This window comes from Halomonas sp. BMC6, from assembly GCF_964204995.1.
Lineage (GTDB): Bacteria > Pseudomonadota > Gammaproteobacteria > Pseudomonadales > Halomonadaceae > Vreelandella.
The window spans coordinates 3,842,915-3,865,236 of record NZ_CAXNSH010000001.1 but is presented as its reverse complement, the minus strand read 5'-3'; the positions used below and the strand labels follow the sequence as shown (position 1 = coordinate 3,865,236).

Sequence of the window (22,322 nt, the reverse complement as noted above, 5' to 3'; positions counted from 1 at the left end):
CTTGCTGGTCGGGCATCATGCGGGCTGTATAATACCGATTCTGGATGCCAAGGATAACGAACATGGGCAAGCGAATCTCGCGCACCGTACCGGTTGCGCATACGCTGCTGGGCAGTTTGCTCGCTGGCGCCTCGTTTTCAGCGGTGGCGCAGGACCGAACCCTGCCCGCAGAGGCGCTGGACTGGCAGGCCTGGAGCCAAGACGAAGCGCCGCAACAGCTATGCCGGGGGCGCTATGTGATGCCCGGCTACCGCTTGCCAGCGGAACAGAACCCGGAAACGCTTTCGGTCGAAACCGAAGAGGTGGACTACGCCGCTGACGGCGAAGCCCTGCTGCGTGGCGATGTGGTACTGCGCCGGGGCAATACCGAGCTAGAGGCCGAACGTGTCTTTCTCCCGGCAGATCGCCAGCGGGTAGATGCCGAGGGCAACCTCGCCATTCGCGATGGTCAAGCCCTCGTGCGCGGCGAACACGCCACGTTGATGTTGAACGAAGATCGCGCCTCGCTACGTAACAGCCACTATGTGCTCTACGAGCAGCACCTGCGTGGGCAGGCGCGTGAGCTGCAACAGACCGGAGAGGAGCAGTACCGTCTGCAGGAAGCCACCTTCACGACCTGCGACCCCGGTGCTAACAGTTGGCAGTTGGTAGGTAGTGACATTCGTCTCGATCAGGCGGCAGGATTCGGCACTGCCCGCCACGCGCGGCTGGAAGTCAAAGACGTCCCGGTATTTTACTGGCCGTGGCTGCGTTTCCCCATCGATGATCGCCGTCATACGGGGCTGCTCTCGCCGTCAGTAAGCTTCTCAAGCGATGGCTTCGATTATACGCAGCCGTTTTACTGGAACATTTCGCCGAACCAGGATGCCACCATTACCCCGCGCTGGATGTCGGACCGGGGGCTGCTGCTCAATGGGGAATACCGCTACCTGCTCGAAGAGAGTCAGGGCTTGGTGGAGGGCGGCTACCTCGATAGCGACGGCGGCACCAATAACGGTGATAACCGCTTCGAGGGGGACGACCGCTGGTACATCGACGCCCAGCATGCAGGACGGCTCACGCCGCGCAGCGACTACCGGCTGCGCTACGGCGCGGCCAGCGACGGGCGCTACTTCGATGACTTTGGTGGCGAGTTCGGCAACAGCGACCGGGTCAGTATGGAGCGTCTGGCCCAGGTCGATTACCGCGGCGAACGCTGGCAGCTCGATGCGCGGGCCCAGGGCTTTCAGCGCCTGGAAGACCCGCTCAGCGACACCGATCGCCCGTTTTACCGCCTGCCTAGCCTGACCGCCAACTCCGATTGGCAGCTAGGCAACGGCCTCTATACGCAGTGGCGCTCCAACGCCACCTATTTCTGGCGCGATGTGGACGAGCGGCGGGTGCCGGAACGTGAGGCGGCCATTGGGTCGCGCCTGCACCTCACACCGGCGGTGGGCTGGCGTTACGAGCAGCCCTGGGGCTATATCGAACCCCGCACCGAGCTTTGGCACACGGCTTACGAGCTGGATTACGGCGACCGAGTGACCGATCGCACCACATCGCCTTCGCGCAGCGTCGCGATCACCTCCATCGACAGCGGCCTTGTCTTCGAGCGTGAACTGGAGCTTGGCGGGCGCGATTATCGCCAAACCCTCGAACCCCGCGTGAACTACGCCTACGTACCGCGCACCGACCAGACTCAGCTGCCCGATTTCGATAGCCGTGAACGGGCGTTTTCATGGGATCAGCTCTGGTCGCCGCACCGTTTCTCGGGGGCTGACCGCGTGGGGGATCTCAATCGCGTATCGCTCGGTGTCGAATCACGGTTGATCGAAGATAGTGCCGGGCGTGATCGTCTGACCTTTGGTGTCGGCCAGAGCTACTACTTCTCCGAGCGGCGCATCGATAGCGAAGGCGACCCGGACACGCTGCCAGCGCGCCCCAGTGAAGACCCTTCGGTGAATCCGGAAAGCCGCTATCAGGCCACCCGTGACCGCTCCCCGCTGGTCACTCGCCTGGATTGGCAAATATCGGATCGCTGGAGTACGGGCTACGAATGGCTCTACGATGACGAGCGTGAACAGACCGAGCGCTCTAGCGTAGATGTTCGCTACCGTCACCCGGAAGGGCACGTAGTGAACCTTGGCTACCGTTGGGAGATCGAAGGGTTCGATCCGAGCGTGGTGCCGGGCGACGACGGTTTCCGCGACTACAGCCGCGAAGAGTGGGATCTCTCGCTGGCGTGGAAAGCGAGCCCAAGGATTGATTTGATTGGCCGCTACCTGCACGATCAAACCAACAACCGTCCCCTGGAACAGCTCGCGGGCCTGCAGTGGAACGACTGCTGCTACGGGGTACAGCTGGTATGGCGTGAATGGATCGACGACAACGATACGGCGCGGGTTGGCGATGACTTCAACGACCGCGGGCTATTTTTGCGCTTCGTGTTTCGTGGTCTAGGTGGCGTGGGTCAAGAGGCCGACGGCTACTTTGAACAGGCGATTCCCGGCTACCGCCCTACGCCCCTATGAACGACCACTTTAAAATAGCGACTGAAAGAGACTTTTTATGATGATCAGAAAGACCTTGCTGAGCTGCGCGCTGAAGAAACGAGCCACCCAGCTGTCCGCAGGCAGCCTGATGGTGCTCTGCCTGGGCACGGGTGCGGCGCTGGTTCCGCTGACCGTTCATGCGCAAAATTTCGAGTCGGCCCAGCGTCAGCAGTTGGATAGCGTCGTCGCAGTCGTCAATGATGGCGTCATCATGCGCAGTGAGTTGGATGACCGCATTGCCCAGGTGGAGCAGCAAGCAGCGGCTCAGGGCGGCAATTTGCCGCCGCGTAATCAGCTGGCCCAGCAGGTGCTGGAGCGCATGGTCATGGATGAAATCCAGCTGCAGATGGCCCGCCAAGCCAACCTGAGCGTGGATGACACCGAACTCAACCGCCAGCTGCGCAGCATTGCCGAATCCAACAACATGACGTTGGACCAGTTTGCCGATGCGGTAGAAGCTGACGGCATTACCCTGGCCGACGTGCGCGAAGACGTACGCCGCGAAATGCTGATGCGCCAGGTACAGCAGCGCCAGATTAGCCAGCGCGTCACGGTTTCCGACCGCGATGTGGAGCGTTTCCTGAGCCAGCAGCCAAGCCAACAGCAGGGGCAGGCGTTTATCGAAGAGACCCGTGCTCGCCACGTGCTGGTGGAGCTGACGCCTACGCGTAACGAGAACCAAGCCCGCGCCCGCGCAGAAGAGGCTCGCCAGCGTTTGCAGCAGGGCGCAGACTTCGCGTCGGTGGCCCGTGAGTACAGCGACGACCGTGGTAGCGCCATGAACGGCGGCGACCTTGGCTGGGTGCGCCCTGGCCAAACGGTGCCTGCGTTCGAAGAAGCCATGACGTCTCTCAGCCCGAACCAGCTCTCCGAGCCAGTACGCTCTCAGTTCGGCTATCACGTCATCGAAGTGCTGGAGCGTCGCCGCCAGGACGTGACCGAAGAGAGCCGTCGTGAGCAGGTGCGCCAAGCGATTTTCCAGCGTCGTGCCAACGAAGAGCTGCAAACCTGGCAGCGTGAAATTCGCGAACAGGCCTTCGTGGATATTCGTCTCTAATGACGCGGCCGCTGCTGTTAACCACCGGTGAACCTGCGGGCATCGGGCCAGAGCTGACGCTGATGCTGGCCGCTCGTGGGCAATTAGCCAACACGGTGGCGGTGGGTGACCCGCAGATGCTGCGCCAGCGCGCCGAGCTGCTCGGGCTGGCCGTAGAGGTCGTCGAGGCCGCGCCGGGTAGCTTGGATATATCCTCTCCAGGGCGTTTGGTGGTGTGGCCCGCCGCACTGCGCGCGCCTTCCACGCCTGGGGTGCTCAATCCCGCCAATGCCAGCTACGTGTTGGAGACACTGCAAATCGCCGTAGACGCCTGCCAAGCAGGGCAGGCCGCGGCGATGGTCACCGCGCCGCTACATAAAGGGGTCATCATCGAAGGGGGCTTTCCCCACTTCACCGGCCATACCGAGTGGCTGCGCGATGCCTGCGGCGTGGATGACGTAGTGATGCTGCTGGCGACCGATGCCGCGCTGCATGCCAAGAACCCGCTGTGGCAAGGCAGCGGCGATTTGCGCGTGGCGCTGGTGACGACTCACCTGCCGCTGCGTGACGTGGCCGATGCCATCACGTTCGAGCGGGTCACCCAGATCAGCCGCTTACTGGCCGCTGACCTGCGGCGCCAATTCGGCATCTCGCATCCGTGCATTGCGGTATGCGGCCTCAACCCCCATGCGGGGGAAGAGGGGCATTTGGGGCGCGAAGAGCTGGATATTATTATTCCTGCCCTCGACGCGCTGCGTGCCGACGGGCTGGATATCCAAGGGCCGCTGCCTGCCGATACGCTGTTCACCCCGCGTCACCTAGCCGGAGTCGATGCGGTGCTGGCGATGTACCACGACCAGGGCTTGGCAGTGCTAAAATACGCCGGCTTTGGTCAGGCCGCGAACATTACCCTGGGGCTGCCGCTGGTGCGTACCTCGGTGGACCACGGCACCGCGCTGGATTTGGCGGGCCATGGTACTGCCGACCCCAATAGTCTGGGCGTCGCGCTTGCCCTCGCGCAGCGCCTTGCTGCTCAGCGTGCCAGCTCCCTGGCCGCTTCATGAATCAACCCTCCAAGGAACACTGTTAGATGTCTCAAGTGCCTCAGCAGCACCGTGCTCGTAAACGCTTCGGTCAAAACTTTCTGCGTGACCTCGGCATCATTTCGCGTATCGTCCGCGCCATCGGGCCACGCGAAGGCGACCGTCTCGTCGAAATTGGCCCCGGGCAAGGTGCACTGACGGCGCCGCTGCTGGAAGCGGCGGGGAAGCTGGAGGTGATCGAGCTGGACCGTGATCTGATTCCAGGCCTGCGGGTGCAGTTTTTTAACTACCCTGAGTTCGTGATTCATGAAGGCGACGCGCTGAAGTTCGATTTTGCCGAGCTCAAGGGCGATGGCCCGGCGCTGAGGGTGGTGGGCAACCTGCCTTACAACATCTCGACACCGCTGATCGTGCACCTTCTAAGCATGGGTAACGCCATTGCCGATATGCACTTCATGCTGCAAAAAGAGGTAGTGGAGCGCCTGGCCGCCGAGCCGGGTAGCACCGACTGGGGGCGCCTGTCGGTGATGGCGCAGTACTACTGCCAAGTGGACCAGCTGTTCATCGTACCGCCGGAGGCCTTCGTGCCGCGCCCGAAGGTGGACTCCGCGATCGTGCGTCTCACGCCCCATGAACATCTGCCCCACACCGCCGATGATCCGGCCCTGCTGTTCGAACTGGTCAAGCTGGCCTTTGGGCAGCGGCGTAAGACCCTGCGCAATAACCTGAAAGGGCGAGTCAGCGCCGAGACGCTGGAAGCGTTGGGCATCGACCCGGCGCGACGCCCGCAAACCCTGACGGTGGCGGAGTACGTCACCATCGCCAATCAGGTCGCGGCCAACGAGGCGGCCACTGCGGACGACGGCAACCAGGGGGGCGACGAGGCGTGAGTGGCTTGGAGATCGAGGTCAGCGTCACGCCCGAGTTTCGTGATGCAGAGTCGAGCGACAGCGAATCCCGCTACGTGTTTAGCTACACCGTAACGGTCCATAATCAAAGCCCGCACAGCGTGCAGCTAATGGCGCGTTACTGGAAGATCACTCAAGGCAGCGGCGATAGCCAAGAGGTGCGTGGTAAAGGCGTGGTGGGCCAGCAGCCGCTGATTGGCCCTGGTCAGCGTTTTCGCTACACCAGTCGGGCGATTCTGCAAACGCCGGTCGGGGTGATGGAAGGTGCCTATACGCTACTCAATACTTACACGCAGCGCGCCTTCGATGTGCCCATTGCGCCGTTTCGTTTGGCGGTGCCGCGTCAACTGCACTGAACTCTGTTAGTCGGGAATGCCCATGAGTACCTATGTCATAGGCGACCTGCACGGCTGCCATGCCGAGTTTGTTCGCCTACTGGACGCTGTGAATTTCAGCCCCACCCACGACACGCTCTGGCTGGTGGGCGATGTGATCAATCGAGGCCCCGGTTCGCTTGCCTGCTTGCAAGAAGCTCAGGCCCTCGGTAGCGCCGTGCGCTGCGTGCTGGGGAACCACGATTTTCACCTGCTGGTGGTGGCTCGTGGGGGCGGCAAGTTGAAAAAGAATGATACCTTGGACGATATTCTGGCCTCCTCCCAGCGGGAGTCGCTGCTGGATTGGCTGCAGAGCCAGCCCCTGGTCGTGCATGAGGGCAATACGCTTATGGCCCATGCCGGACTGCTGCCCAGTTGGAGTGCCGAACAGGCGCTGACGCTAAGCGGTGAAGTGCAGTCGGCGCTGCAAAGCGAGCACTCAGGCGCATTTTTAAGCCAGCTTTTCGGCAATCAGCCGGACCGTTTTCGGGACGACTTGGAAGGTATGGATCGCCTGCGCTGTATCGTCAATGTGTTGACCCGGATGCGCTTCATCGACGCCGAGGAGCGCCTCGATTTTGCGGCCAAAGAGGGACTCGATAGCGCCCCTGAAGGGTTCGCTCCCTGGTTTCAGTTTCCACGCCAGGATGATCTGCGCCTTCTGTTTGGCCACTGGGCCGCGCTGGAAGGGCGCACTCCCCACGCCAAGGTCAACGTCGAGGGATTGGATACCGGCTGCGTATGGGGCGGGGCCTTGACGGCGATGAACCTGGAGACCGGCGAGCGCACCCGCGTCCCTAGCCAGCAAGGAGGTCGTTAAGTGTTTCAACAGGATGCGCTCACCCAAGGGTTGTCGGTATACCGCGTAGGCGGCGCGGTGCGGGATGCGCTGCTGGGCTGGCCGGGGGTCGATCACGACTGGGTCGTGGTGGGAGCAACGCCGGACGACATGCGCCAGCGGGGCTTCAAGCCCGTAGGTCGCGACTTTCCAGTTTTTTTGCATCCCCATACGTCAGAAGAGTATGCGCTGGCGCGCACCGAGCGGAAATCCGGGCACGGCTACGGGGGGTTCGAGGTGTATGCCAGCCCGGATGTAACGCTGGAGGAGGATCTCTCCCGGCGTGACTTGACGATCAATGCCATTGCCCAGGGGCCCGAGGGGGAACTGACGGACCCGTTTCACGGCCAGCAGGATATCCGGCAGCGACTTTTACGCCACGTATCGCCTGCCTTCAGCGAAGATCCGCTGCGGGTGCTGCGCACTGCGCGCTTTTTAGCCCGCTATGCGCATCTGGGCTTTACCATCGCCCCAGACACCCACGCGCTGATGCGCCACGTCAGCGGCAGCGGCGAACTTGGCCACCTAGCCGCAGAGCGGGTGTGGGTAGAGACCGAAAAAGCGCTGGGAGAACCCAATCCAGAGCGCTATTTCACGACGCTAAACGAGTGCCAGGCGCTCGCCACTTGGTGGCCGGAACTTGACGATGACGACACATTGGCCGCTGCCCTCGACGCGCTAGCCAGCGCGCCTGAGACCTCTTCACCCGCGCTTGCCCACTGGCGCTATGCGCTGCTGGTTTCGGTGCTCAGTGACGAGCAGCGCGACGCGTTAGCGGGCAGGCTGCGGCTGCCCAACGCGGTGGCGCAGTTAGCTCGCCATACCGCGCTGACGACAGCGCTACTCGATGCACCGCTCAACGATGAGCGAGTGCTGCACTGGTTGGAGCGCTTGGATGGCTGGCGCAAACCTGCGCAGGTCGCTGCGCAGTTGCAGCTCGTCGGCCGTTTGGCTCCTGAGTACCAAGCCCTGCTGGAGGCGGCATGGCAGGCAGCCCAGGCAGTGAGCCCCCAGGCGCTGCTCGGTGAAGGGTACCGTGGTGCCGCTTTGGGAGATGCGCTGCGCCAGTATCGCCAGAGGGCGGTGGCAGGTGCGCTAGGCGAAAGGGCGTCGCACTAGCGCGCTATGGCCGCACGAAGCTGCGGGTCGGCTTGGGAAATCCAGCGGCCCCGCCAGTGAAAATCAATGGGCCAAAGGCGCTGGTCGCCCAACGCGAAGCGTTTCCAAAGCGTGGCATAGGAGGTGTGGCAGGCGGGGTGACGCGTGTTAGGTAGTAGCTCGGCCAGTGGCTGAAGCACGAAGGCATTGCGGGTGATCTCCCCGCGGGGCAGGGTGACATCATCGATGATCCCGCAGGCATCGCCGACGGTCAGTAAATCGATATCCAGCGCGCGGGGGCTGCACTTCTTCATGTCTGGCGTTCGGCCGTGGGCAATTTCGAGCGCTTTGGACCACGCTTGGAGGTCGCTCACCGACCAATCACTGTAAAATGCGACCACTAGGTTGTAGAAGTTACGGCTATCTTTAAAGCCTACCGGCTCGCTTTCAAAAATTCGCGAAATCTGCAGCGGGCCAAACGTCTCTTCTAGGGCATCCAGACAGAGCCGGATATGGGTGTCGGGGTCGATGTTGCTGCCCAGGCTCAGGGTCACCAGATTCATAACGTCGTGTCCTGCGTGGCCTCCGGCAGCGTGCCGCGGGTGATTTCCAGACCGACGCTGGCCGCTTGAGGGACGGCACCGGGCTTGCGGACGGTCATGCGTAGCCAGCGAATCGGGAATTCATGCTGTAGGCAGGCCGCGAGACGCTCCGCGAAGGTTTCCACCAGGGCAAACTGATGCTCGTCGGCGAACTGCTGGATTCGTTGGCAGATCGCGGCATAATCCAGCGTCAAGCGTAAATCATCCGTGGCGGCTGCGGGCCGAATGTCCGTTGCCAGCGATAGATCCAGGCTCAGCGATTGCGTTATCGTGCGTTCCCAGTCGTACACACCGATGACGGTGTCTACGGTGAGTGCTTCGATCAAAATGCGGTCCACAGGCCTTCCCCCAGGGTCAACAAGCGGGCGATTGTACTTGAGGATGACCAGAAACGACAGTAAGGCAGCGGCGTTGGCCGCCAATGCCAGGGTGGGCAGGCCATGATATGGATAGTGATCGGCTACTTGAGTGGCAGTTGGCTGGCGGCAGTGAGCGTGTGCCGCTGGGCAGGTGTCGACGATCCTCGGTTTTGTGGCTCCTACAACCCAGGGTTTTCCAACGTACTGCGCCTGTATGGCCCGCGACTGGCCGCCGCCACGCTGCTGCTGGATGCGATAAAAGGCGTGCCCGCAGTGCTGGCGGCCAAATGGCTAACGCTGCCGGTATGGCTCCAGGGAGTTGTGGGGCTCGCCGTGCTGCTGGGGCATAGCTACCCCCTTTGGTATGGCTTTCGCGGGGGAAAGTCGGTGTCCAGTGCGTTTGGCGTGCTGCTGGTGCTGGTGCCCAGCGTGGCGCTGCTGACGGCACTTGGTTGGACGCTGCTTGCGTGGCGGCTGCGCACTGCCGCAGCGGCATCGCTTGCCTGTGCGCTGCTGGCGCCGCTGCTGTGCCTCTGGCTGGCCCCCGGTTACGTGAGTGTCGTAGGGGGCTTTAGCCTACTGGTGCTGGCTCGACACGGCCTAAATATTCGCCGCTTGCGCCGAGGGGAAGAGCCGCACCTGCGTGGGTAGGCGCGGCGATTACTCGGGGGCGTTCAAGGTATCCAACGGCCAGCGGGGCGTGGCCTGCATCACGCCGTTGTCATCCCGCTCGCCTGCCGCCAAGCGCTGCGCCCCGACATAGGCAATCATGGCGCCGTTGTCGGTACAAAAACGCCCGCGGGGGTAATAAGCGCGGGCTTGGCGCTTTTGAGTCTCCAGCGCTAGCCGTTCACGCAGGCGGGTGTTGGCGCTCACGCCACCTGCCATCACGATGCGCTTTAGGCCGGTTTGATCGAGCGCACGGCGACATTTGATCACCAGCGTATCCACCACGGCCTCTTCAAAGGCCCGTGCAATATCGGCTTTCGACTGTTCATCCAGCTCACCTGCGGCTTCTAGCTGGCGAATCGCCGTTAGCGTATGGGTTTTTAGACCAGAGAAACTGAAGTCCAAGCCCGGACGGTCGGTCATCGGGCGCGGAAAACGAAACCGTTTCGGGTCGCCCTGTTCGGCGAGTTTGGCCACCAGCGGGCCGCCAGGATAGGCAAGGCCGAGCATCTTGGCGGCTTTGTCGAAGGCTTCTCCGGCCGCGTCATCCACCGATTCACCCAGCAGTTGGTAATGCCCTAACCCTTGTACCTCCACCAACTGGGTATGACCGCCCGAGACCAGAAGAGCGACGAACGGAAACTCGGGGGCATCGTCTTCCAGCATGGGGGCCAGCAGGTGGCCCTCCATGTGGTGAACGCCCAGCACCGGTATGTTCAGCGCTTTGGCCATGCCGTGGGCAGTGCTGGCACCCACCATCAGGGCGCCGACGAGGCCCGGTCCGGCGGTGTAAGCGATACCGTCCAGGTCTTGGCGGGTGAGCTGGGCGTCTTTTAGTACTTGCTCGATCAACGGCAGCAACTTGCGGGTGTGATCTCGGGAGGCCAGCTCCGGCACGACGCCGCCGTACTCCGCATGCATGGCGATTTGGCTATACAGCGCATCGGCCAGCAGGCCGCGCCCACCGGTAAACGCGGTATCGTAAATGGCGACGCCGGTTTCGTCGCAAGACGTTTCAATGCCCAGTACGCGCATAGCAAAAGAACTCGTATAGGTGGTAAGGCAGAAGCTTGAAACCGGCTAGTTTAGCATTATGGCAGTGAAGGGGCGTAAGCATTTGCAAAGATCGCCAACCACGACTAGACTACTGTGCGCTGTAAAACTGGGTCGTACACCGTCGTGTTCGGTGTGCGTACTATCCGAACTCAAGACTCCTTAAGGTAGGTGAGTGCTTAATGCCTTCTGTAAAAGTACGTGATAACGAGCCGTTTGACGTCGCCCTGCGTCGCTTCAAGCGTTCTTGCGAAAAAGCTGGCGTTCTGTCTGAAGTACGTCGTCGCGAGCACTACGAGAAGCCGACTGCTGAGCGCAAGCGCAAAGCGGCAGCTGCCGTAAAACGTCACGCTAAGAAATTGCAGCGTGAGCGTAAGCGTTTCGAACGGCTCTATTGATCCGTACCTGGGGATAGCCTGCGCTGTTAGCCGGTTATCTCAAGAGGGATGCCAAGCGGCCGCCACTAGGTGGCCGTTTGTTTTTCGTTCTGTGATGTGTGTTTTGCGCGGTTTAAGGTGATCAGGCGCGTTGCCTGATGACGTTAGACCCGCCCATAAGCGCTTCGCGCGAGGATGCCCGCAGTTCATGGCAGGCCAAATTCCACAGCGTTTCATTGACGACCTGCTTGGCCGCGTTGACGTGGTGGAAGTGGTCGGCGAGCGCGTGCAGCTCAAAAAAGCGGGCCGTAACTTCTCCGGTTTGTGTCCTTTCCATCAAGAAAAAACGCCGTCGTTTACGGTGAGTGCCGACAAGCAGTTTTATCACTGTTTTGGCTGTGGCGCTCACGGCAACGCGCTGCGCTTTTTGATGGAGTATGACAAGCTGCCGTTCCCCGAAGCGGTAGAGCAGTTGGCTGGACGTCTAGGGCTCGACGTACCCCGTGAGGGAGCGGATGACCCGCGTGCCCAGCAGCGCGAGAAGAAGCGTAAAGAGGGCGTCAATCTGCTGGAAGTGGCCGCTAGCTTCTATCGTGAACGGCTGAAAATGCAGGAGGGCCAGAGTGCCCAGCGCTATCTGCAGGGTCGCGGTCTATCGCCGGAGGTGATCGACACCTACGGTATCGGTTATGCGCCGGGTGGCTGGGAAGCGCTCAAACAGCATCTGTCGGCAAAAGGGATCGGCGAGCCGGTACAGGTCGAGTACGGCCTGCTGATCCACCGCGAAGACACTGGCCGCACCTATGACCGCTTTCGTGACCGGGTGATGTTTCCCATCCGCGACTTGCGTGGCCGAACCATCGCCTTTGGTGGCCGCGTTATGGGGGATGAGCAGCCTAAATACCTGAACTCTCCAGAAACCCCTGTCTTTCATAAGGGGCGCGAGCTGTATGGTTTGTATGAGGCGCGCCAAGCGTCCAGCAAACTCGAGCAGTTGGTGATGGTCGAAGGCTATATGGACGTGGTGGCGCTGGCTCAGTTCGGCATTCATAACGCCGTCGCTACGTTGGGCACGGCGACCACGGAAGATCACTTGAGCCGCCTGTTTCGTTTGGTGAGCCGGGTAGTGTTCTGCTTCGACGGTGACCGGGCGGGCCGCCAAGCGGCAAGTCGCGCGTTGGAAACCGCACTCCCGCAGATGATCGATGGGCGCGAGGCAAGGTTTCTGTTTTTGCCGGAAGGTGACGACCCGGATTCGCTGGTGCGTCGCGAGGGCAGAGAGGCGTTCGAAGATCGTGTCACCTGTGCGATGCCGCTCTCGGAGTTTCTCTTCGAGCAGGCCGCCCAGGGGCGCGATTTGAATACCGTGGAAGGGCGCGAGCGTTTTGCCACCCAGGTGCTAGAGGCATTGAACAAAGTGCCTGAAGGCATGCTCAAATCGCTACTGCTTGAATCACTGGCAAAGCGTAGCGGGCTGGCACAGTCGCAGTTGCAGGCGCTGTTAGATAGGCGCACGGCAGATGCCGCTGCAAAAGCGTTGCCGCAGTGGGGGCCTGTTGAGGAGCCAGCCGCTGAAATGGTGCCAGAGCAGGCGCCGCCTCGCGCGGCGGCGCGTGGCCGCCGTCAAGGGGCAAAGCTGCAAGCGCTCTCTACGGTGAGTCGTATTGTGCAACTGTTGCTTCATGAGCCGTGCTTGGTGACATCGTTGCCCGAATCGCTGGATTGGCTGCCAGAAAATAGTGAAGAGGCGCCGCTGTGCCGCGCTTTAATCGAGTTACTGCGTGCTGGGCGCTATCGCAGTCCGCAGGTGGTGCTAGCACACTTTCAGGGTAGTCATGAGGGGCAGATCTTAGCAGAGCTGGCGCAGCGGGAACTGCTGATTCCTAAGAGTACAAGGGAAGCAGAGCTAAGCGGGCTGGTAGAGCATTTGGTCGAGAAGCAGCGTAAGCGTTCGCCCCAGGAAGAGTACGATGCGCTGTTGGCACTAGAGCGTTCTGGCCAGAAGCTGGATAAAGCTCAGCGGCAGCGGTTGGCGAGTCTGATGATGGAGCTAATTCAGCGCACATGAGGGCGTCAAACCAAAGCAATTCGCACAATGGGGTTGAATTAACAAGCTTCAGCACCACATACAGGGTTAGTCGCCAGGCGCTGGCCTAACCGAACAACCTAACACACCTGAATGACCGCGCAAATACGTTTCGCTGGAAAAATTCCAGCTATTTACGCTATACTGTTCGGCTTGTTGAGTTTAATCGATTCAGCGCCCCAGGTGTTTCATTCTTCTTCGTCGAGATAGGGTTTCTATGGCTGGAAATGCGCAGCAGCAGTCACGTCTGAAGGAGTTGATCGCGCGCGGCAAGGAGCAGGGCTACCTGACCTATGCCGAGGTCAACGACCATCTACCCGAGGATATCGCCGACCCGGATCAAGTGGAAGACATCATTGGCATGATCAACGACATGGGTATCAGTGTCGTTGAGGAAGCGCCAGATGAAGACACTTTGATGATGTCGGATCACTCCACGGACGAGTCCGCTGCGGAAGAGGCCGTTGCGGCACTCGCCGCCGTGGAAAGCGACGTAGGTCGCACCACCGACCCCGTGCGCATGTACATGCGTGAAATGGGAACGGTTGAGCTTTTGACCCGCGAAGGCGAAATCGAAATCGCCAAGCGGATCGAAGAAGGCACGCGGGAAGTGATGTCCGCACTGGCGTATTTGCCGGGCGCGGTCGCGTCGATCCTCGAAGCCTACGACGCCACTCAGGACGAAGAAGCGCCTGGGCGCTTGTCCGATCTTTTCTCTGGTTTCATCGACCCCGACGAAGGTATCCCCGGGGTTGCCGAAGCAGAAACGCCGGAGCCTGACGTCGATACCGAGCTGAGCGACGATGACGATATCGATAGCGATGCCGACGATGACGAAGAAGACACCAGCGCCAGCGAAGGCGGTCCAGATCCAGAAGAAGCCAAAGCGCGTTTCGAGCAGATTCGTGAGCAGAACGCGGCGGTGGAAGCCGCGCTAGCTAAACACGGTCGTGGTAGCTCCGAATTGAAGTTCGAACAGGAGCGCCTCGCCGAGCTGTTCTCGCCGATCAAGCTGGTGCCGAAGCACTTCGAGCGACTGGTAGGCCAAGTGCGGATCAGCGTCGAGCAGGTGCGTGCCCAAGAAAAAGCGGTCATGCAGCTGTGCGTCAAGAAAGCCAAGGTGCCGCGCAAGACGTTCATCAAGTCGTTCCCGGGCCACGAGTCTGATCCGAAATGGCTCGACGCTTTCCAGGAAGCGCAGCCTAAATACGCTGACCGCCTAGAGCCGCTGCGTGCTGATATCGCCCGCGCTCAGCGTAAGATTGCCTTCGAAGAGGACATGGTGCAGCTCTCGGTTGCCGACCTCAAAGAGGTGAACCGCAAGCTGTCGATTGGTGAAGCAAAAGCTCGTCGCGCCAAGAAAGAGATGGTTGAGGCGAACTTGCGCTTGGTAATATCGATTGCCAAGAAGTACACCAACCGTGGCCTGCAGTTCCTGGACCTGATCCAGGAAGGCAACATCGGCTTGATGAAGGCGGTAGACAAGTTCGAATACCGTCGTGGCTACAAGTTCTCGACCTACGCGACATGGTGGATTCGTCAGGCCATCACTCGCTCGATTGCCGATCAGGCGCGGACCATTCGTATTCCGGTCCACATGATCGAGACGATCAACAAGCTCAACCGCGTCTCCCGTCAAATGCTGCAAGAGATGGGGCGCGAGCCGACGCCGGAAGAGCTGGGCGAGCGTCTGGAAATGCCTGAAGACAAGGTACGTAAGGTGCTCAAGATTGCCAAAGAGCCGATCTCCATGGAGACGCCGATTGGTGATGACGACGATTCGCACCTGGGGGATTTCATTGAGGACGGCACCATGCTGCTGCCGATCGATATGGCCACCGGCGAAGGCTTGATCGAGGCGACCCGCAACGTGCTGGGTGGTTTGACTGCCCGCGAAGCGAAAGTCCTGCGTATGCGTTTCGGTATCGACATGAATACCGACCACACGTTGGAAGAGGTGGGCAAACAGTTTGACGTCACCCGCGAGCGGATTCGTCAGATCGAAGCCAAAGCGCTGCGCAAGCTGCGCCACCCCAGCCGCTCAGAACCGCTTCGTTCGTTCCTGGACGAGTAAAGCCGCGAGTAGTGAAGAGTGAGTGGTGAAATAGAGTTGCCACGAAGACCGAAAAGCCCGCCGTTCTCTGAACGGCGGGCTTTTCGGTTTATGTTATGCCGTTTAAAGCTTAGAGCGTGTAGTAAGTGGCAGAGCCTGGACCAACCGGCAAGCCAAGAATAAACACCCAGATAAAGAACAGCACGCTCCAACCGATCAGCATGAACAGCGTGTAAGGCAGCATGAGAGCGACCAGCGTGCCGATGCCCATGTCGTTACGATAACGGGTCGCCACTGCGAGAATCAGGCCAAAGTAGCTCATCATGGGCGTAATCAGGTTGGTGACGGAATCGCCGATCCTATACGCCGCCTGAATGACTTCGGGCGCGTAACCCATGAGCATCAGCATGGGGACGAAGATAGGGGCAGTGACCGCCCACTGCGCCGACGCGCTACCCAGCGACAGGTTCACGAAGGCGCACATGAGGATGAACAGCGCAAACAGGCCAGGGCCGCGCAAGCCAAGGGAGTCCAGCAGGTCAGCGCCCGCCACGGCAGTCACGGTGCCAAAATTACTCCAGTTGAACAGCGCCACGAACTGAGCGGCAAAGAACACCAGTACAATATAGAGCCCCAGGCTGCTCATGCTTTTGGCCATGGCATCGACGATATCGCGATCGTTTTGCATGGTGCCCGCGAGTCGGCCATAGACAAAGCCCAGCACGGTGAAGGCAATGGCGACGATAACCACAATACCGCGCAGGAAGGGCGAGCCGCTCACAAGGCCCGTCTCCGGGTTGCGCAGAATGCCACTCTCCGGCACTACCATGACGGCCACTAACGCTACCAGCGCCAGGGCGGCCAAGCCCGTACCTTTGAGTGCCCGTTTCTCTGTAGCGGTCAGACCCTCCATACGGTGCTGGTCGATATCGCTATCGGCATAGGCTGAATCGAATTTGCCAAGCTTGGGTTCCACGATGCGTTCGGTAACCAAACCGCCAATCAGGGTGACGAAGAACGTGCTGGCAAACATGAAGAACCAGTTAGCCTCGGCGCCAACGATGTAGGCAGGGTCGAGTAGGCGTGCGGCTTCTTGGGTGATGCCGGAAAGCAGCGGGTCGACCGTGCCGATTAAAAGGTTGGCGCTATAGCCACCAGAAACGCCGCAGAAAGCTGCTGCCAAGCCAGCCAGTGGGTGGCGACCCAAAGAGTGGAAAATCATTGCAGCCAACGGAATGAGCACCACATAGCCAAGCTCGGAGGCCATGTTCGACATGATTCCGGCAAACACTACGGCATAAGTCACGATGCGCGGAGAGCGGTTGAGCACCAGCGCGCGCATACTCGCCGATAATAGGCCGGAGTGTTCGGCAACCCCGACTCCTAACATGGCCACCAGCACTGTGCCCAAAGGTGCAAAACCGGTGAAGTTGGTCACCATATTGGTGACGAGAAGGCGTAGCCCTTCCGCATTGAGCAGTGAATTCACCGCAATCCACTCGCCCTCGTTTGCTGGGCGCGGGTCGGCGACGGATATGCCCAGGGCGGCAGCGATACCGCTAGCCAGCACGACCAGTACACACAGAATGGCAAACAGTGTGACCGGGTGCGGTAATAGATTTCCCAGCCACTCGACGCTATCGAGAAAGCGGGTAAATGCTCCGCGTTTTAGGTTTTCTTCGCGATTTTGTGGGTTTGTCATAAGATTTATATCGTTGATAGGTTATTTTTCAGCAAAAATGCCCATGTAGGTTTGGTGGCTGACACTACGTTGATAATGCAAGCGGCGCAAATGGCTTTACGTATAGGGAGATGTAAAAAATGAAACACCGCTGATGCGGGGCGTCAGCGGTGTTTGGCTGGGGGGGATAAGTGATTGGTTAAGGTGTTTGCCGTGCGCGATAGATGCGTCGTGCGAGAAAGAGAAGCTCGATGGTGGCAAACAGAATCAAGCTGTAGCCGAGTAGTTCGATGGCCTCTTCGGCAATGTCTTTGAAGTCACGGATATAGTGCTCTTGCAACACGGCTCGCCAAAAATCTTGGCGTCCATAAAGGCGAGAAAAGATATAGGTGACCAGCACACCTGCCGCAAATAGACCAAACGAGAAGGTGTTGCTGTAGTGGCGAAACTCTTCCAAAAACCGCTGGCGGTGAAAGATGACCCAGCCAAGACTAGGGAGCACAATCAGCGCGACGAGATATTTCCAGGTGTCTTCCGCCACGTAGTGATCGAGAAAGTAGTCCTGCTCACGCACGAGCGAGGCACCGATAAACGCCAGCAGCAGCAGCGTGACGGTGGGCCATACGTTCAATACGTGGCGAATATAGATCAGTAGCGCGCAGCAGCTTGCCAATACCAAGGTTTGGGTGAATTCGGTAAAACCAAGCTCGGTGTAGCGAACCTCGGGCAGGTAAAGCACTTCCAGGTAACCGCCTTGGGCGATACCGCCGATGGCGAGCGTGTACAGAGTGGCACGAAGTAGCGCGGTGCGAAAGCTAATCGCCCAGGGAGGAGATGGTGACATACCAGTGTCCTTATCGGAGATAAAATGTTACGGGAGGCAAGCAAACATGCAGGGGTGAATGTTCATTATATCGTCACATTTCTATGCTCGCACGTCTAACTAACTGAGAATTGCTCGACGGCTAGCCGGTTAGGCTACAAAGTAACGCTACAAGCGTAATAATTACCTCTCGGGGCAGGCACTTTTATGGCAATTAGTGTGTTTGATCTGTTTCGGATTGGCATTGGCCCATCCAGCTCACATACCGTTGGGCCCATGCGGGCAGCGCGAGATTTCGTCATGGCGCTGACAGCGCCCAAGGTGAGCCGTGTTGTGGTAAGGCTGCACGGCTCGCTGGCAGCGACTGGTGTCGGTCACGGCACTGATAATGCCGTGGTGATGGGGTTGATGGGCGAGACGCCAGAGGCGGTTGACCTTGATACTATCGCCGAACGCTTAGCCGCATTGGATAACAGCGAGCCATTGAGGCTTCCCAACGGCCAAGCGCTAGCGTTTCAGCGCGCACGTGATATCGAATGGGATGAGGCCTGCCTGCCGTTTCATCCTAACGCCATGGTCCTCACGGCGTATGAAGGCGATACGGTGATCAGTACGAACACCTATTACTCCCTGGGCGGTGGATTTTATGTGGACCAGGCCTGCGCTGACCGAGGCGGGCTGGATGAAGACAAAACAGCGTTGCCTTATCCCTTTGAGTCAGCAAATGAGTTACTGACACTGTGCCAGCAGCACGGCCTAAGCATCAGCGAGCTGATGTTAGAAAACGAGAAAGCTTGGCGTAGCGAAGCCGCGATACGTGACGAATTACTCACCATCTGGCACGCCATGCGCCAGAGCATTGATAATGGCCTGGAGGCCACCGGGCGCCTACCGGGCGGCTTAAATGTCCGCCGCCGCGCCCATTCACTGCATCAGCAATTGCTCTCGCCGCCCGACAATCAGCGCCTGATTGTGACCAGTTTTACCGTGATGGACTGGGTCAACCTGTTTGCCCTGGCAGTTAACGAAGAGAATGCCGCTGGTAAGCGAATGGTGACCGCGCCTACCAACGGTGCCGCGGGTATCGTGCCCGCCGTGCTGGCGTACTATCTAAAGTTCGAGCCGGACGCCTGCGATGCCGATGTAGTGAATTTTTTGCTGACTGCCGGTGCCATGGGCATTCTATGCAAAAAGAACGCTTCAATTTCCGGTGCTGAAGTGGGGTGCCAAGGGGAGGTGGGCTCTGCCTGCGCCATGGCGGCGGCCGGGCTGGCCGAAGTGCTGGGCGGTACGCCGCGGCAGGTAGAAAACGCTGCGGAAATTGGCCTGGAGCATAACTTGGGGCTGACCTGCGACCCAGTGGCAGGACTCGTCCAGGTGCCCTGTATTGAGCGCAACGCGATTGCGTCTGTCAAGGCGATTAATGCCGCCCGCATGGCGCTACACGGTGACGGCGACCACTTCGTCTCGCTGGATAAAGTGATCCGCACCATGCGCGATACCGGTCGCGATATGCAGGATAAGTACAAAGAGACCTCGAAAGGTGGTCTCGCAGTCAATGCCATCGAATGCTAATGAGCGGGTAACAGAGTGTGGATATGGTCGACCAAATGGTCGACCAACTGACGAATCTTGGGCGATAAGTGGCGGTGGCGCGGGTAGACCGCCCACACCGCCGTGTCGTGGTGTTGGAACGGCTCCAGCACCGACACTAACTCTCCACTGGCCAGATAAGGCGCCACGTAGTAATCCGGCAGCTGGGCGAGCCCCAGCCCTTTGAGGGCGGCATCCAGCAGGGCAGGCCCCGAGTTGCTGCTCCAGCACCCCTCTACCTTGACCTCTCGCCGCTGACCGTGCACTTCGAACAGCCAGTTGGGGCGCGACCCCAGCAGGCAGCGGTGTTGGCTCAGTTCGCCCAGCGTGTGGGGACGGGGCGCCTGACGAAAATAGGCCTGTGAGCCCACCACGTATTCGCGGCGTCCGCACAGCCGCCGGGCAATCAGGCTGGAGTCTTTCAACACGCCCATGCGAATGGCGATGTCGAAACCCTCTTCGATCAACTCCACTGGGCGATTGGTGAAGTGCATGTGTACTTCCAACTGGGGGTGCAGGCGCTGGAAATCATTGACCAGCGGGGCAACGTAGCGCTCACCGAAAGTCGTTGCCGAGGTCAGTTTTAGTAGCCCATGGGGTTTGGCCTGCAGCTCGCTGATCGCCTGCTCGGCATCACGCAGCCCATCGAACAAATGGCGGCAGTGCTCCGCGTACAAGGCCCCAGCATCGGTCAGCCGAATCTGCCGTGTGGTGCGGTAGAGTAGCTGCACGCCTAGCTGGTTCTCTAGCTGGCTGACCAAACGGCTGATATGCGAGGTAGAGACTTTGAGGTGTCGAGCGGCGGCGGAAAAGGTGCCCAGCCTGACCACCTCGACGAAGGCTTCGATACGATCCCAGCGCTGCATGGCGAACCCTTAATTAAAGAGATTGTTGCTCAGGAGCAATAATCTTGTGAGTGTATCCCGCTTTATCTTTCTCGCCTAGCTGACCTACACTTCAGGTCTATCTCGCGTTTTCATGGAGTGTTTGATGATGTCGATGATCTCTTCACGCTGGTCTCGGCGTGCATTGGTGGCTGCTATCAGCGCCGGTTGGGTCGCTGCCGCTCAGGCAGAGGTGCCTGCCCAGCAGCAAGAGCAGGCATCGGGTTGGTTCCGTATGATGGTAGGCGATACCGAAGTGACGGCGCTGTACGATGGCCATACCACACTAGACACCTCGCTCTTAAAAGGCATGGAGCATGACGAGATTCTGCGCCATCTCGACGCATTGTTCATCGATGCCGAGAACGGCATGCAAACTGCCGTGAACGCTTTTTTGATTCACACCGGCCAGAACCTGGTGCTTGTTGATGCAGGGTCGGCGGCGTGCTTTGGTCCCACTCTGGGCCAGGTCGAGCAGAACTTACGCGCGTCGGGCTATGCACCGGAACAGGTCGATACGATCTTGATGACCCACCTGCACCCGGACCATGTGTGCGGTTTGGTGGATGAGAACGGTGAGGCGGTCTACCCCAATGCCGAGCTGCGCGCCAGCCAAGGCGACGCTGACTTCTGGTTGGACGAAGAGCGCTCTCAAGCGCTTCCAGAGGAGGAGCGTGCCTTCTTTACCATGGCACAAGAGGCCGTGGCGCCCTATCAAGAGGCTGGCCAGTTCAGCCCCTTTGTGCCGGGCGATGAGCTGCTGATGGGTATCGTCGCGCAGGATACGCACGGCCATACGCCGGGCCATGCGAGCTTTATGCTCAACAGTGACGACGACGCCATGTTGGTCTGGGGCGATGTCGTCCACAGCTACGGCGTGCAGTTTGCCGACCCTAGCGTTGCCATCGAGTTCGATTCCGACCCTGAGCAGGCGGTGCGCACCCGTGAAGCCGTGCTAGAGAGTGCGGTCGATGAGAAGCACTGGGTGGCCGGTGCTCACATGCCGTTCCCGGGCATTGGTCATATCGTCGAAGACGAGGAAGGCTACCGCTGGCTGCCCATTGAGTTTGGGCCGGTTTCTGGCGATAGCGAGTAACTCACCCCCTTTTTAGACGAGCACGTCGCGGCGTGCTCGCCCACTGCGAATCCATAGGAGTGACCATGAAATCACGTGCGGCAGTTGCGCTCGAAGCGGGTAAGCCACTCGAGCTGGTGGAGATCGATGTAGAAGGTCCGAAGGCTGGAGAAGTGCTGGTCAAAATGGCCGCCACCAGCGTGTGCCACACCGATGCCTATACGCTCTCCGGCGCTGACCCAGAAGGTAACTTCCCAGCGGTACTCGGCCATGAAGGCGCGGGTGTCGTTCAAGAAGTGGGGGAAGGCGTTACCAGCGTAAAGCCGGGTGACCACGTCATCCCGCTCTACACCGCAGAGTGTGGCAAGTGTAAATTCTGCCTCTCGGGTAAAACCAACCTGTGTGGCAGCGTACGTGCCACACAGGGTAAAGGCGTCATGCCGGACGGCACGTCGCGCTTCTCGCTAGACGGCAAGATGCTGCATCACTACATGGGCACCTCGACGTTCAGCGAGTACACGGTGCTGCCGGAGGTGTCGCTGGCGGTGGTGTCCAAAGAAGCGCCCATGGACAAAATCTGTCTGCTGGGCTGCGGCGTGACCACCGGTATCGGTGCCGTCTTGAACACCGCCAAAGTAGAGCCGGGGTCGACCATTGCCGTGTTTGGGTTGGGCGCCATTGGGTTGGCGGTCATTCAGGGCGCGGTGATGGCCAAAGCGTCCAAGATTATCGCGATCGACGTCAATCCGGATAAATTCGCCCTGGCCAAGCAGTTCGGCGCGACGGACTTCGTCAACCCGAAAGATTACAGCGACCCGATCCAGCAGGTTATCGTCGATATGACCGATGGCGGCGTCGACTACTCCTTCGAGTGTATCGGTAACGTCAACGTCATGCGCTCGGCGCTAGAGTGCTGCCACAAGGGCTGGGGGGAATCGATCATCATCGGCGTGGCAGGCGCTGGCGAAGAGATCTCCACACGTCCGTTCCAGCTAGTTACTGGCCGCGTGTGGAAAGGCTCCGCCTTTGGCGGCGTGAAGGGCCGCAGCGAGCTGCCGGGCTACGTGGAGCGCTACATGAACGGCGAGCTCAACATCGACGACTTCATTACCCACGATATGCCGTTCGAGAAGATCAACGAAGCCTTCGACCTGCTGCACGCGGGCAAGAGCATTCGTACCGTGCTGCATTACTGAGTATCATCGAGCTTAAGAAACCGGGTAAACGAACGCGGTAGGG

20 protein-coding genes are annotated in these 22,322 nt (G+C 59.9%); 14 read left to right on the top strand and 6 right to left on the bottom strand.

Features of this window, described 5'->3' with window-relative positions:
• Window positions 1-62: 62 nt before the first annotated feature.
• Genes AB6K10_RS18570 through AB6K10_RS18540 form a run of 7 tightly spaced genes read left to right on the top strand, consistent with a single transcriptional unit; the run spans window position 63 to window position 7,849 of the window.
• Complete coding sequence (locus tag AB6K10_RS18570; protein WP_253017751.1) at window positions 63-2,510, top strand: LPS-assembly protein LptD; 2,448 nt, start codon at window positions 63-65, stop codon at window positions 2,508-2,510.
• Window positions 2,511-2,547: 37 nt separating this feature from the next.
• On the top strand, window positions 2,548-3,588 hold the full coding sequence (locus AB6K10_RS18565; protein ID WP_159342999.1) for a peptidylprolyl isomerase: 1,041 nt from the start codon (window positions 2,548-2,550) through the stop codon (window positions 3,586-3,588).
• Window positions 3,588-4,631 (top strand): 4-hydroxythreonine-4-phosphate dehydrogenase PdxA, encoded by a 1,044-nt coding sequence (gene pdxA, locus AB6K10_RS18560; RefSeq protein ID WP_305946900.1) that lies wholly within the window; start codon window positions 3,588-3,590, stop codon window positions 4,629-4,631. Before AB6K10_RS18565 ends, pdxA begins: the two co-directional genes overlap by 1 nt.
• Window positions 4,632-4,657: 26 nt before the next feature.
• Window positions 4,658-5,500 (top strand): 16S rRNA (adenine(1518)-N(6)/adenine(1519)-N(6))-dimethyltransferase RsmA, encoded by an 843-nt coding sequence (gene rsmA / locus AB6K10_RS18555; RefSeq protein WP_159342997.1) that lies wholly within the window; start codon window positions 4,658-4,660, stop codon window positions 5,498-5,500.
• Entirely contained in the window at window positions 5,497-5,874 is a 378-nt protein-coding gene (gene apaG, locus AB6K10_RS18550) for a Co2+/Mg2+ efflux protein ApaG (RefSeq protein ID WP_139526510.1), read from the top strand. The genes rsmA and apaG overlap by 4 nt, the downstream gene beginning before the upstream one ends.
• 22 nt (window positions 5,875-5,896) lie before the next feature.
• Entirely contained in the window at window positions 5,897-6,712 is an 816-nt protein-coding gene (locus AB6K10_RS18545; RefSeq protein ID WP_159342996.1) for a symmetrical bis(5'-nucleosyl)-tetraphosphatase, read from the top strand.
• The gene (locus tag AB6K10_RS18540; protein ID WP_339119544.1) at window positions 6,713-7,849 is read left to right on the top strand and encodes a polynucleotide adenylyltransferase; all 1,137 of its coding nucleotides are present in this window, start codon (window positions 6,713-6,715) and stop codon (window positions 7,847-7,849) included. It begins immediately after the preceding gene.
• On the opposite strand, the gene folK is transcribed toward AB6K10_RS18540, so the two are convergent.
• On the bottom strand, window positions 7,846-8,391 hold the full coding sequence (folK, locus tag AB6K10_RS18535) for a 2-amino-4-hydroxy-6-hydroxymethyldihydropteridine diphosphokinase (RefSeq protein WP_159342994.1): 546 nt from the start codon (window positions 8,389-8,391) through the stop codon (window positions 7,846-7,848). The genes AB6K10_RS18540 and folK overlap by 4 nt on opposite strands.
• Window positions 8,388-8,768 (bottom strand): dihydroneopterin aldolase, encoded by a 381-nt coding sequence (folB, locus tag AB6K10_RS18530; protein WP_159342993.1) that lies wholly within the window; start codon window positions 8,766-8,768, stop codon window positions 8,388-8,390. Before folB ends, folK begins: the two co-directional genes overlap by 4 nt.
• Window positions 8,769-8,870: 102 nt before the next feature.
• Here folB and AB6K10_RS18525 point away from each other — a divergent pair, with 102 nt between their 5' ends.
• On the top strand, window positions 8,871-9,440 hold the full coding sequence (locus AB6K10_RS18525) for a glycerol-3-phosphate acyltransferase (RefSeq protein ID WP_339119543.1): 570 nt from the start codon (window positions 8,871-8,873) through the stop codon (window positions 9,438-9,440).
• 9 nt (window positions 9,441-9,449) lie between these two features.
• Here the strand turns inward: AB6K10_RS18525 and tsaD are convergent, their stop codons facing one another.
• Window positions 9,450-10,493: a tRNA (adenosine(37)-N6)-threonylcarbamoyltransferase complex transferase subunit TsaD gene (tsaD, locus tag AB6K10_RS18520; RefSeq protein WP_285263002.1), complete on the bottom strand. Its 1,044-nt coding sequence runs from the start codon at window positions 10,491-10,493 to the stop codon at window positions 9,450-9,452.
• A 200-nt stretch (window positions 10,494-10,693) separates the two neighbouring features.
• Between tsaD and rpsU the strand changes: the two genes are divergently transcribed.
• From rpsU to rpoD, 3 genes are all read left to right on the top strand, one after another.
• On the top strand, window positions 10,694-10,909 hold the full coding sequence (gene rpsU / locus AB6K10_RS18515) for a 30S ribosomal protein S21 (protein ID WP_016416934.1): 216 nt from the start codon (window positions 10,694-10,696) through the stop codon (window positions 10,907-10,909).
• Window positions 10,910-11,096: 187 nt separating this feature from the next.
• Entirely contained in the window at window positions 11,097-12,956 is a 1,860-nt protein-coding gene (gene dnaG, locus AB6K10_RS18510; RefSeq protein ID WP_339119542.1) for a DNA primase, read from the top strand.
• Between the two features lie 235 nt (window positions 12,957-13,191).
• Window positions 13,192-15,048, top strand: coding sequence for an RNA polymerase sigma factor RpoD (gene rpoD / locus AB6K10_RS18505; RefSeq protein WP_339119541.1), 1,857 nt, complete (start codon window positions 13,192-13,194; stop codon window positions 15,046-15,048).
• 109 nt (window positions 15,049-15,157) lie between these two features.
• Here the strand turns inward: rpoD and AB6K10_RS18500 are convergent, their stop codons facing one another.
• Together AB6K10_RS18500 and AB6K10_RS18495 are read right to left on the bottom strand one after the other, a co-directional pair.
• Entirely contained in the window at window positions 15,158-16,729 is a 1,572-nt protein-coding gene (locus AB6K10_RS18500; RefSeq protein ID WP_062361022.1) for an AbgT family transporter, read from the bottom strand.
• A 178-nt stretch (window positions 16,730-16,907) separates the two neighbouring features.
• Window positions 16,908-17,552, bottom strand: a complete 645-nt coding sequence (locus tag AB6K10_RS18495; protein WP_339119540.1) for a hypothetical protein — start codon at window positions 17,550-17,552, stop codon at window positions 16,908-16,910.
• A gap of 186 nt (window positions 17,553-17,738) precedes the next feature.
• On the opposite strand from AB6K10_RS18495, the gene AB6K10_RS18490 reads away from it, so the two are divergent.
• Window positions 17,739-19,106, top strand: a complete 1,368-nt coding sequence (locus tag AB6K10_RS18490; RefSeq protein WP_172514801.1) for an L-serine ammonia-lyase — start codon at window positions 17,739-17,741, stop codon at window positions 19,104-19,106.
• Here AB6K10_RS18490 and AB6K10_RS18485 read toward each other — a convergent pair.
• Entirely contained in the window at window positions 19,103-19,990 is an 888-nt protein-coding gene (locus tag AB6K10_RS18485) for a LysR family transcriptional regulator (protein ID WP_339119539.1), read from the bottom strand. The genes AB6K10_RS18490 and AB6K10_RS18485 overlap by 4 nt on opposite strands.
• Window positions 19,991-20,114: 124 nt before the next feature.
• Here AB6K10_RS18485 and AB6K10_RS18480 point away from each other — a divergent pair, with 124 nt between their 5' ends.
• Window positions 20,115-21,104, top strand: coding sequence for an MBL fold metallo-hydrolase (locus tag AB6K10_RS18480; protein WP_339119538.1), 990 nt, complete (start codon window positions 20,115-20,117; stop codon window positions 21,102-21,104).
• A 65-nt stretch (window positions 21,105-21,169) separates the two neighbouring features.
• Window positions 21,170-22,279: an S-(hydroxymethyl)glutathione dehydrogenase/class III alcohol dehydrogenase gene (locus AB6K10_RS18475; protein WP_159342983.1), complete on the top strand. Its 1,110-nt coding sequence runs from the start codon at window positions 21,170-21,172 to the stop codon at window positions 22,277-22,279.
• Window positions 22,280-22,322 lie beyond the last annotated feature (43 nt).